Annotated in this window: 10 protein-coding genes; 9 read left to right on the plus strand and 1 reads right to left on the minus strand. The window is 28.9% G+C overall.

Annotated elements, in window-relative coordinates; genetic code table 11:
* Positions 1–114: 114 nt before the first annotated feature.
* From murJ to rseP, 9 genes are read left to right on the plus strand one after another with little or no spacing between them, the layout of a single operon-like run.
* A complete protein-coding gene (gene murJ, locus CAMP5121_RS01445; RefSeq protein ID WP_337214599.1) occupies positions 115–1,569 on the plus strand; it encodes a murein biosynthesis integral membrane protein MurJ in 1,455 nt (484 codons plus the stop codon).
* On the plus strand, positions 1,569–2,951 hold the full coding sequence (cysS, locus tag CAMP5121_RS01450; protein WP_337214600.1) for a cysteine--tRNA ligase: 1,383 nt from the start codon (positions 1,569–1,571) through the stop codon (positions 2,949–2,951). Before murJ ends, cysS begins: the two co-directional genes overlap by 1 nt.
* Positions 2,944–4,707 carry an ABC transporter ATP-binding protein gene (locus CAMP5121_RS01455; protein ID WP_337214601.1) on the plus strand — a complete coding sequence of 588 codons (1,764 nt, stop codon included), beginning with the start codon at positions 2,944–2,946 and terminating at the stop codon, positions 4,705–4,707. The genes cysS and CAMP5121_RS01455 overlap by 8 nt, the downstream gene beginning before the upstream one ends.
* Before the next feature lie 50 nt (positions 4,708–4,757).
* Positions 4,758–5,816, plus strand: a complete 1,059-nt coding sequence (locus tag CAMP5121_RS01460) for a quinone-dependent dihydroorotate dehydrogenase (protein ID WP_337214602.1) — start codon at positions 4,758–4,760, stop codon at positions 5,814–5,816.
* The gene (locus tag CAMP5121_RS01465) at positions 5,813–7,066 is read left to right on the plus strand and encodes a M16 family metallopeptidase (RefSeq protein WP_337214603.1); all 1,254 of its coding nucleotides are present in this window, start codon (positions 5,813–5,815) and stop codon (positions 7,064–7,066) included. Before CAMP5121_RS01460 ends, CAMP5121_RS01465 begins: the two co-directional genes overlap by 4 nt.
* On the plus strand, positions 7,056–7,952 hold the full coding sequence (gene dapA, locus CAMP5121_RS01470) for a 4-hydroxy-tetrahydrodipicolinate synthase (protein ID WP_337214604.1): 897 nt from the start codon (positions 7,056–7,058) through the stop codon (positions 7,950–7,952). Before CAMP5121_RS01465 ends, dapA begins: the two co-directional genes overlap by 11 nt.
* Positions 7,952–8,731 carry an enoyl-ACP reductase gene (locus CAMP5121_RS01475; RefSeq protein WP_337214605.1) on the plus strand — a complete coding sequence of 260 codons (780 nt, stop codon included), beginning with the start codon at positions 7,952–7,954 and terminating at the stop codon, positions 8,729–8,731. The genes dapA and CAMP5121_RS01475 overlap by 1 nt, the downstream gene beginning before the upstream one ends.
* A 51-nt stretch (positions 8,732–8,782) precedes the next feature.
* Positions 8,783–9,313 (plus strand): CDP-diacylglycerol--glycerol-3-phosphate 3-phosphatidyltransferase, encoded by a 531-nt coding sequence (gene pgsA / locus CAMP5121_RS01480; protein WP_257928099.1) that lies wholly within the window; start codon positions 8,783–8,785, stop codon positions 9,311–9,313.
* Position 9,314: 1 nt separating this feature from the next.
* Positions 9,315–10,421 (plus strand): RIP metalloprotease RseP, encoded by a 1,107-nt coding sequence (gene rseP, locus CAMP5121_RS01485; RefSeq protein ID WP_337214606.1) that lies wholly within the window; start codon positions 9,315–9,317, stop codon positions 10,419–10,421.
* On the opposite strand, the gene CAMP5121_RS01490 is transcribed toward rseP, so the two are convergent.
* Positions 10,418–11,248 carry a hypothetical protein gene (locus CAMP5121_RS01490; RefSeq protein ID WP_337214607.1) on the minus strand — a complete coding sequence of 277 codons (831 nt, stop codon included), beginning with the start codon at positions 11,246–11,248 and terminating at the stop codon, positions 10,418–10,420. The two genes, rseP and CAMP5121_RS01490, sit on opposite strands and share 4 nt — an antisense overlap.
* Positions 11,249–11,295: the final 47 nt, after the last annotated feature.

The following is an 11,295-nucleotide window of genomic DNA, read 5'->3' on the forward strand; positions in this document are numbered from 1 at the left end:
CCTTATTGTGTATAAAATTTTGATTTTAGCAAAAATAAAATCAAAATTTAGTTAAAATTATTGCTACTAAAAAATTTTATAATACTCAAACTAATATTTAAAGAATGAAAATTAATGAGAAAAAATATTATTTTTAAAAATTTTATCATCAACGCCTTGGGAATTTTATTTTCTAGGATTATGGGTGTTTTAAGAGATATTGTTTTAGCTTTATATTTAGGGGCTGGAATTTATAGTGATATTTTTTTTGTAGCTTTAAAAATGCCTGCTTTTTTTAGAAGAATTTTTGCAGAAGGGGCTTTTGGACAAGCTTTTTTACCAAGTTTTTTAAAAGTAAGTAAAAAAGGTGCTTTTTGTATAAATGTCTTGTTACAATTTAGTATTATTGTTTTTTTAACCTGTGTTTTGGTAAGTTTTTTTGCTGAATTTTTTACAAAGATTTTTGCCTTTGGTTTTAACAAAGAAACGATCATTCTAGCTGCACCTTTAGTTTCTATTAATTTTTGGTATTTGTTTTTTATTTTTTTAGTAACTTTTTTAGGCTCTTTGTTAAATTATAAACAAAATTTTTTCATCACTTCTTTTTCTACTTCATTTTTTAATCTTTTTGTTGTGATTGCCGGATTTTTTGTCACTCAAGATGAACCTTTAGAAGCTTTGTATTATTTTTCGTATGCGACTGTTTTAAGTGGTCTAGCTCAACTTATATGGCATATTTTTGCTTTAAAAAACACTAGAATTTTAAAAAGTATGTATTTAAGCATAAAACTTAAAAAAACAAAGACTAATTTAGATAAGTTCCACTCTACATTTACTCATGGACTTTTAGGCTCTTCGGCAAATCAAATTAGTTCATTATTAGATACTACTATAGCTAGTTTTTTAATGGCTGGAAGTATTTCGTATTTGTATTATTCTAATAGGGTTTTTCAGCTTCCTTTAGCTCTTTTTGCAATCGCACTAAGTCAAGTAAGTTTTCCAAAAATACTAAGGCATTTAAAAGCAAATGAAGAACAAAAAGCCTTAGCTTTTATGCAAAAAGCTTTTGAATATTTAAGCGTGCTTTTGATTTTAGCTAGCATAGTGGGGATTATCTTAGCTAAAGAAATTGTGGAGTTTTTATTTCAAAGAGGAAATTTTAATCAAGAAGATACAAAAATCACTGCATTTTTATTACAAGCTTATCTTTTAGGACTTTTACCTTTTGGCTTACAAAAACTTTTTTCTTTATGGCTTTATGCTAAATTTAAACAAAAAATAGCCGCTATAATAGCCTTTAAAACACTTTTTATATCAGCATTTTTTAGTATAGTGATTATTTTACTTATCAAAGAAGAAGCTTATAAGAGCTTAGGCATTGCACTAGCCTCATCTATTAGTGCTTTTTATTTATTATATGCTAATATTAAAGAATTTGGCTTTAAAAATCTTTGGGGTATTTTTAGGGTTAAATTTTGGCTTATTAGCATAGTATTTTTAAGTTTATTTGCTTTAGGCTTATTTGAAATTAAAGATATTTTAATACAATTTTTAATTGAAATTTATCATTTTTTTAAAGGTTTGTTTTGATGGTTTTTTTTGATAGTGCTTTAAAGAAAAAATGCGAATTTATCTCACATGAGGCAAAAAAAGCAAATATTTATTTATGCGGGCCTACTGTATATGATGATGCACATTTAGGGCATGCAAGAAGTAGCGTGTGTTTTGATTTTTTAAGAAGAGTTTTACTAGCAAATGATTATGAAGTAGTTTTTGCTAGAAATTACACTGATATTGATGATAAAATCTTAAAAAAAATGCAAGAAAGTGGCAAAAGTTTAGAAGAAATTACAAATTTTTATATTAAAAGATATGAAGAGGATATGCAAGCACTTAATATCTTAGAACCTGATTTTAAACCAAAGGCTACAGCTTATATTGAGCAAATGATTATATATATAGAAAAACTTTTAGAATTAAACCTAGCTTATAAACTTAAAGATGGGATTTATTTTGATACCAGCAAAGATGATAAATACTTTTATATCTCTAAAAGAAATTTAGAAGATAATCAATCACGCCTAGAAGAAAACGTTGCCAAAAAAAATGATAGTGATTTTGTTTTATGGAAATTTGATGAAAAATTTTATCCTGCAAATTTTGGCAAAGGAAGACCAGGTTGGCACACAGAATGTGTTGTGATGATAGAGAGTATTTTTAAAGATAAACTTGACATTCACGCAGGGGGCATAGACTTACTTTTTCCTCATCATGAAAATGAAGCTTGCCAGTGTCGTTGTAAAAACAATCATGAATTAGCTAATTTTTGGCTACACAATGGCTTTGTACAAATTAATGGTGAAAAAATGAGCAAAAGCCTGGGAAATAGCTTTTTTCTAAAAGATTCTTTAAAACTTTTTAGTGGAGAGGTTTTGAGATTTTATCTTTTAAGCGTGCATTATAGAGCGCATTTTAACTATGCTTTAGAAGACTTACAAGCTGCTAAAAAAAGACTTGATAAATTTTATCGCTTAAAAAAACGCTTAAATTTAAATGCTTTTATAGATGAAAGAACTACCATAGAAAGTGAAGTAGCTAAAAGCATCTTAGAAGTTTTAAATGATGATTTAAATGCCTCTAAAGCCTTAGCTTTACTTGATGAGTTCATCAATGAAAGTAATATTTACTTAGATCAAAACCCAAAAAATAAAACTTATAAAATACAATTAGAAAAAACCTTGAAAGAACTTTCTTTTATTTTTGGTATAGGCTTCATAGATACCATAAAATATTTTCAATTTGGCATTAGTGAAGAAAAATGTCAAGAAATAGAAGAAAAAATTGCTCTACGCAACAAGGCAAAGCAAGAAAAAAACTATGCCTTAGCAGATCAAATTCGTGATGATTTAGCTAAAGAGAATATTCTTTTAATGGATACACCAAATGGTGTGGTATGGGAGAAAAATGGATAAAAATTACAAAGAAATGAAGCTTAAAGAGGTATTTACTCGCTTTAAGCCTTATTATAAAGATTATTGGTTTTATTTTGTTTTAGCTATCATTGGCATGCTTTTAACTAGTGGTGGCACAGCAGCTAGCGCATACATCATAGAGCCTATTTTAAATAAAATTTTTATAGAAAAAAATGTTAATTTGCTTTACTACATGCCTTTACTTGTTGTTTTAATTTATGCTTTAAAAAATCTTGGTGCTTATATGCAAGTTTATTATATATCTTATGTTGGAACAGATATTTTAAGAAGATTAAGAGAATTAGTTCTTGGTAATCTTTTGCGCTTAGATATGAGTTTTTTTCATAAATACAGAAGTGGCGAATTAATCAGTCGGTGTACTTCTGATATTGGAGCTTTGCAAAATATAGTTTCTACTATCATACCTGAAATTTTAAGAGAAAGTTTAACTGCCATTGGACTTTTAAGCGTAGTGATTTATCAAAGCCCAAAACTTGCTTTTTTTGCTTTAGTTATTTTACCTTTAGCAATTTATCCTCTTGCTATTTTTGCTAAAAAAATCAAAAAAATAGGACGCAATACCCAAGAAAAAAATTCTGATCTTACTTCAAGATTAAGTGAAATCTTTTCCAATATAGAACTTATTAAAGCTTCCAATGCAGGCAAAAATGAAATGCAAAAATTCAGCCAAACTAATAGCGAAGTTTGTAAACTTTCCTTAAAGGGCATTAGAATCGAAGCTTTGAGTAGCCCTTTAATGGAATCTATGGGTTCAATTGGCTTTGCAATAGTAATTATAATAGGTGGTAAAGAAGTAATCGATGGAAGTTTAAGCATAGGTTCTTTTTTTAGTTTTACTACAGCTTTATTTATGGCTTATACTCCTATTAAAAGACTTTCTTCACTTTATACAAGATTACAAAATGCTGTGGCAGCTAGTGAGAGAACTTTTTATCTAACTGATTTAGAACCACAAATTAAAGGTGGTGAAGAAAAACTTACAGAAAATATCCAAAATATCCATTTTAAAAATGTCTCTTTAAGCTATCAAAAAGATAAAATGGTATTAAAAGATGTAAATTTTTCTTTTGATAAAGGAGAAATTCTAGCCTTAGTTGGATCAAGCGGTGGAGGAAAATCTTCTATTATCAATCTTTTGATGTATTTTTTTGAAAAAGATAGCGGTGAGATTTTAATCAATCAAAAAGACATTAGCTCTTTTGATATTATTAGTTTAAGAGAAAATATTTCTTTGGTAACTCAAAATATTTATATATTTAATGACACCATAGCTCAAAATATTGCTTATGCTAAAGAATATAACGAAACACGCGTGATAGAAGTTTTAAAACAAGCTAATGCTTATGATTTTGTCCAAGAACTTGGTGGTATACATACTGAATTAAAAGAACATGGAAAAAATCTCTCCGGCGGACAAAAACAACGCATTGCCATAGCAAGGGCTTTATATAAAAATCCTCAAATTTTAATTTTTGATGAAGCAACTTCAGCACTTGATAATGAAAGTGAAAAAGCCATAGTAAGAACTATAGAAAGCTTAAAAAAAGATCGCTTAATACTCATCATCGCTCATAGACTTAGCACTATAGAAAATGCTGACAAAATTGCTGTGCTTGATAAAGGAAAAATAGCTTCTATAGGAAATGATGCTTATTTAATGCAACATTGTGAAATTTATCAAAAATTAAAACAAAAAGTACAAAAAACTGATAAAGTTAAAGAAAATGAAAACTAAGAATTATCATTTTTTTAGTAAAATATGCTATTTTGTAAAAAAGGAAAAATATGACTTATGAAAGTTTAAAACCTTTAATATATAAATTAGATCCAGAAAATGCCCATGCTTTAGTTGAATTTAGTATGCGAACGCTAGATTGTATATTTCCTGGAGGGCTTAGTTTTTTTGCAAAAGATTGTATAATAAATGATGAAATTTTAAATCAAGAAATTTTTAATTTAAATTTTTACAATCCTGTGGGCTTAGCAGGTGGCTTTGATAAAAATGCAACTATGATAAGACCGCTAAGTGCTTTAGGTTTTGGTTTTTTAGAATATGGAACTTTCACCCCAAAACCTCAAAATGGCAACGAAAAACCTAGACTTTTTAGACTTGTTGAACAAGAAAGTATTCAAAATGCTATGGGTTTTAATAATAAAGGTAAAGATGCTATCGCAAAAGAAGTAAAAAAAGTCTATCCTTTTAGCATACCTTTAGTAGCAAATATAGGCAAAAATAAAATCACTCCAAATGAAGAAGCTATTAATGATTATATTATTTTATTAAAAGAATTTAAAGATTTGTGCGATTTGTTTGTGATTAATATATCCTCTCCAAATACCAAAAATTTAAGAGATTTACAAAGTGAGGAATTTGTAAACACCCTATTTAATCAAGCAAAAGAAATCACAAAAAAACCTGTGATTTTAAAAATTGCTCCAGATATGAGTATAGATAGCGCAATTTCACTTTGCAAAAGTGCTATTAGTGCAAAAGCTGATGGTATTATCATGGCAAATACAAGTATAGATTATTCTTTGATTGATAATACAAGAACCTTTGGTGGAATTAGTGGTAGATTAATCACTCAAAAAAGTGCGACATTTTTTAAAGAAGTAGCTAAAGAAATTTATCAAGATACTATTTTAGTAGCAAGCGGTGGTATAGATAGTGCTGAACTTGCTTATGAACGCATTAAAAATGGGGCTAGTTTGGTTCAAATTTATACAGCTATGATTTTCAAAGGACCAAGCATTGTTAAAAATATCAATCAAGGATTAATTGAACTTTTAAAACAAGATGGTTTTAATCATATTAGTCAAGCTATAGGAGTTAATTTTAAATGATTAATTATAAAAAAATCACCCTTGAAAATGAACTTGAAATTTACACTTTACCTGTAAATAAAAAAAGCGGGGTTATAAGTGTAGATATTTTTTATAAAGTTGGCTCAAGAAATGAAAAAATGGGAAAAAGCGGCATAGCTCATATGCTTGAACATTTAAATTTTAAAAGTACAAAAAATTTAAAAGCAGGCGAATTTGATGAGATAGTCAAGGGTTTTGGTGGAGTGGATAATGCAAGTACTGGTTTTGACTATACGCATTATTTTATAAAATGCTCTAGTGAAAATTTAGACAAATCTTTGTGGCTTTTTGCTGAATTAATGCGTAATTTAAATTTAAAAGATGATGAGTTTCAGCCTGAAAGAAATGTAGTTTTAGAAGAAAGGCGTTGGAGAACTGATAATAATCCTTTAGGATATTTATATTTTAGATTATACAATCATGCCTTTTTACATCATCCATATCATTGGACTCCAATAGGCTTTTTTAAAGATATACAAAATTGGAAAATAGAAGATATACAAGATTTTCATCAAACTTTTTATCAACCCAAAAATGCTATTTTGCTTGTGAGTGGCGATATTAATGAAGATGAAGTTTTCAATCTTGCTAAAAAACATTTTCAAGATATAAAAAACACCAAAGAAATCCCTATAGTTCATGAAAAAGAACCTGAACAAGATGGTGCTAAACGCGTGATCTTGCACAAAGAAAGCGATACGCAATTACTAGCACTTGCATATAAAATTCCTGCATTTAATCATGAAGATATGCCAAAACTTTGTGCATTAAGCGAACTTTTGGGAAATGGAAAAAGTTCTTTAATAAGCGAAATTTTAATTGATAAATTAGAACTTATCAATGAATTTTATGCTTATGCAAGCGAAAATATAGATGAGAATTTATTTATATTTATTTGTGTTTGCAATGAAGGTATAAAAGCAGAAGATGTTGAAAAAGAGCTTTTAAAAATTCTTGAAGATGTAAAAAATGCTAAATTTGATGATACTATCATGGAAAAAATCAAAAATACTGTAAAAAGTGATTTTATTTTTTCACTAAGCAATGCAAGTAGCGTTGCGAATATTTATGGATCTTATCTTGCTAAAGGCGATTTAAAACCTTTACTTGATTATGAAAAAAATATAGAAAATCTAAGCAAAGATGATTTAATTCATTGTGCTAAAAAATATTTCAATGAAAACAAATCTACTACAATAATCTTAAAAAGGGGTGAAAATGGACAATAAAATCATCATAGGAGCAATGACAGCTTTAATAACTCCATTTAAAAATGGAAAATTAGATGAACAAACTTACCACAAACTCATCAAAAGACAAATAGCAAATGGGATTGATGCAGTAGTGCCTGTTGGAACAACCGGAGAAAGTGCCACTTTAACCCATGAAGAACATAGAATTTGTATAGAAATAGCATTAGATGCTTGCAAGGGAAGTTCTTGTAAGGTTTTAGCAGGAGCAGGAAGCAATGCTACCCATGAAGCTGTAAGTTTGGCTAAATTTGCACAAGAGCATGGAGCTGATGGTATTTTAAGCGTTACTCCATATTATAACAAACCCACACAAGAAGGTTTGTATTTACATTATAAAAAAATAGCAAAAAGCATAGATATACCTGTACTTTTATACAACGTGCCAGGAAGAACAGGTTGTGAGCTTCAAACAGAAACCATTATAAGATTATTTAGAGATTGTGAAAATATTTATGGAGTAAAAGAAGCTAGTGGGAGCATTGATAAATGCGTTGATTTGCTAGCACATGAGCCTAGAATGATGCTTTTAAGCGGAGAAGATGCGATTAATTATCCTATACTTTCAAATGGCGGTAAAGGTGTGATTTCAGTTACTTCAAATTTACTTCCTGATATGATTTCAAAATTAACTCATCTAGCTTTAGAAGAAAAATACATCGAAGCTAAAAAAATTAATGATGAGTTGTATAATATCAATAAAATTTTATTTTGCGAAAGCAATCCTATACCTATTAAAGCAGCAATGTATATAGCAGGTTTAACTCCTACTTTAGAATATCGTTTGCCACTTTGTAAACCTAGTGATTGCAATTTAGCAAAAATAGAAGCGATTATGAAAAACTATAATATCAAAGGATTTTAATGGATACTTTTTTTCAAAATAAAACTTTAGTAATTAGCGGTGGAACAAGAGGGATTGGTAAAGCTATTGTATATGAGTTTGCAAAAGCAGGAGCCAATGTAGCTTTTACTTATAATTCTAATGCAGATTTAGCTCAAGAAATTGTAAAAGATTTAGAAAATAACTATAAAATCAAAGCAAAGGCTTATGAGTTTAACATACTTGAACCAGAAACTTATAAAGAATTATTTGAAAAAATCGATCAAGATTTTGACAGAATAGATTTTTTCATCTCTAATGCTATTATCTCAGGTCGTGCTGTTGTAGGTGGATATACTAAATTTATGAAATTAAAGCCAAAAGGTATTAATAATATATTCACAGCAACTGTAAATGCTTTTGTTGTTGGAGCACAAGAAGCAGCAAAAAGAATGGAAAAAGTCGGCGGGGGTAGTATATTATCTATTTCTTCAACAGGAAATTTAGTACATATTGAAAACTATGCAGGACACGGTACAGCTAAAGCAGCAGTAGAAGCTATGGCAAGATATGCTGCAACTGAACTTGGTCCTAAAAACATCCGTGTAAATGTAGTAAGTGGTGGACCAATTGACACTGACGCGCTTAAAGCATTCACAAATTATGAAGAAGTTAAAAATGCAACTATTAATCTTAGTCCATTAAACCGTATTGGACAACCTCAAGATTTAGCAGGAGCATGTTTATTTTTATGTTCTGATAAAGCAAATTGGATCACAGGGCATACCTTAATCGTAGATGGTGGTACTACTTTTAAATGATTCATTACCCCATTTTGGGGTATTTTCTTTAAACACAAGGATTAATAAACAATGAATTTACCTAATATCTTAGCATTTATAAGGATATTATTAGCTCCACTTTTGTTTTTTTTGCTTATTAATGATTTTGAAAATATTCATCCTAGTTGGGTAAATTATTTTGCTTGTGTTGTTTTTGGTATAGCTGCCTTGACTGATTTTTTTGATGGTTATATTGCAAGAACTTGGAATCAAACTACAAAACTTGGAGCTATTATAGATCCACTAGCAGATAAAATGCTTGTTCTGGCTGCTTTTTTAGGATTATTACTCACCCAAAAAGCCGATCCTTGGATGATTTATATTATTTTAGTAAGAGAATTTTTTATAACCGGTTTTCGAGTGGTTATGGTGAGTGAAAAATTTGACGTAAGTGCTTCTTTTGCAGGAAAAATAAAAACAACCTTTCAAATGATAGCTATTATATTTTTAATCATGCAATGGCCTTTTGCTAATACATTGTTATTTATTGCCTTAGTACTTACACTTTATTCGGCTTTTGAATACATACTAGCTTATACAAAACATTTAAAAAAGGTATAATTTGAAATCATATTTATTTTTATTTATTATCTTAGCCATTGGCTTTAAATTTTATTCTTTTAGCTTTTTAATAACGCTTTTGGTTATATCTTTTTTAATTTTTTTTCACGAATTAGGACATTTTCTAGCCGCAAAACATATGAAAGTAGATGTAGAAATTTTTAGTATAGGCTTTGGAAGAGCTGTTTTTAAAAAAACTTACAAAAACACAGAATATCGCTTATCTGCTCTACCTTTTGGTGGTTATGTTAAACTCAAAGGACAAGATGATTTAAATCCTAGCGAAAAAAATTACGAACCAAATAGCTATAATACTCTAAGTCCTCTAGCTAGAATTTACATACTTTTCGCGGGACCATTTTTTAACTTTTTTCTAGCATTTTTACTTTATATAGCCATAGGTTTTTTAGGAGTTCAAAAGCTTGCACCTGTTATTGGTAATATAGCACCAAACTCAGCTGCACAAAAAGCAAATTTACAAATTGGAGATAAAATCCTAGCTATAGATGGAGTTAAAATTCAAAGCTTTGAAGAAATCGGCAAACTTGTGCATATAAAACCAACCTTACTTAGTATAGAACGCGATGGTAAACTCATCAACATCACCCTAACCCCGCAAATTGACCAAGGTTATAATGAGTTTTATCAAAAAGTTCAAAAACCACTAATTGGCATAGCACCTAAGGGTGAGTTTGTTGCTATTTATCATCCAGGAATTAATAGTTTAAAATATGCTTATGAAGAAAGCATAGAAGCCTCTTTACTTATTTTTAAAGGTCTTGCTAAAATCATTAGCGGGGAATTAGACGCTAAGAATATGGGCGGGATCATCACTATGGTGGATATAACTTCCAAAGCAGCAAATACTAGCATAGTGGTTTTATTTTTAATCACCGCTTTAATTTCTATCAACCTTGGAATATTAAATTTACTTCCCATTCCAACGCTAGATGGAGGGCATATACTTTTTAATCTTTATGAGTTAACTTTTAAAAAAGAGGTACCAAAAGTATGTTTTGAATATCTTAGTTATTTCGGTATGGCTTTGCTTTTAAGTTTAATGGTGTTTGTAACTTATAATGATATTGCTCGTTTTATGAGTAATTAATAAGTCCTAGTAGCAAAATCATAGCGATTAAATTTACTTATATTGTTTTTACGGTAAAAACTATTATAAAATTGCTTACTTAAACTTTGCTCATAATTTAGTCTAAATCTTACCCACATTGCTGTTTGATCTTTGGCACTAGTTTTTTCATCTTGATAATTAAGTGATAAATCTAAAATAGAAATTGGAGAATAAGTAATGTTATATTGATTTTGTAATTCTTTTATATTAGAATTTACATTTAAAACATTCAAATAAGGCAAATCAAACATCAAACCAAGCTCTGTGCTATCTTCACTATCATTTTCCTTTATATTATAGTGATTAGCATATGCTTTAAAATAATGACCAAATTGAAATTCAGCACCAAAACTATTTTTTTCATAAGCTTCTTTATACTGATCATTAAAATAATTAAAACCTAAATTAAACTCATCAAATTCATAACGATTAATAAGTCCTAAAGAATAAGCTTGTTCTAATTGCCCTATTCTTGCTTGTTTTTCTAAAAGCAAAGTAGCATTTTCATAATCTAGTATTGAATTAATATTTTTTATATTTACATTTAAAGCATCATAGTCTAAATTAGCCTCTGTCTTATCTTTAGAGCTTAAATTTAAAACTTGACCTAAAGAATTACTAGCAAAAGAACTAAGATCTGTACTTTGAGCTTGGTATTCTTGTGGTTTTTGAAAAAATACTTGCTTAGAAACAGTGTCTGACTTTTGATATTTGCTAATATTAGCCTCACCCTCACCTAAGCTTTCTTCTAAATTTAAAGCAAATGCATTTATGCATATACAGCTTAAAAAAATGTATTTTTTCACTCAACCTCTAATGTATTATTTTATAAAGATACAAAATTTCACATTTA

Source organism: Campylobacter sp. 2352 PW (genome assembly GCF_024723575.1).
In the GTDB taxonomy this organism is placed as follows: domain Bacteria; phylum Campylobacterota; class Campylobacteria; order Campylobacterales; family Campylobacteraceae; genus Campylobacter_D.

What these genes read in the sequence shown, in the direction of transcription:
- dapA (WP_337214604.1), top strand. Translation starts at nt 7,056, where the DNA reads ATGGACAATAAAATCATCATAGGAGCAATGACAGCTTTAATAACTCCA.
- CAMP5121_RS01465 (WP_337214603.1), top strand. Translation starts at nt 5,813, where the DNA reads ATGATTAATTATAAAAAAATCACCCTTGAAAATGAACTTGAAATTTAC.
- cysS (WP_337214600.1), top strand. Translation starts at nt 1,569, where the DNA reads ATGGTTTTTTTTGATAGTGCTTTAAAGAAAAAATGCGAATTTATCTCA.
- CAMP5121_RS01455 (WP_337214601.1), top strand. Translation starts at nt 2,944, where the DNA reads ATGGATAAAAATTACAAAGAAATGAAGCTTAAAGAGGTATTTACTCGC.
- CAMP5121_RS01475 (WP_337214605.1), top strand. Translation starts at nt 7,952, where the DNA reads ATGGATACTTTTTTTCAAAATAAAACTTTAGTAATTAGCGGTGGAACA.
- pgsA (WP_257928099.1), top strand. Translation starts at nt 8,783, where the DNA reads ATGAATTTACCTAATATCTTAGCATTTATAAGGATATTATTAGCTCCA.
- CAMP5121_RS01460 (WP_337214602.1), top strand. Translation starts at nt 4,758, where the DNA reads ATGACTTATGAAAGTTTAAAACCTTTAATATATAAATTAGATCCAGAA.
- murJ (WP_337214599.1), top strand. Translation starts at nt 115, where the DNA reads ATGAGAAAAAATATTATTTTTAAAAATTTTATCATCAACGCCTTGGGA.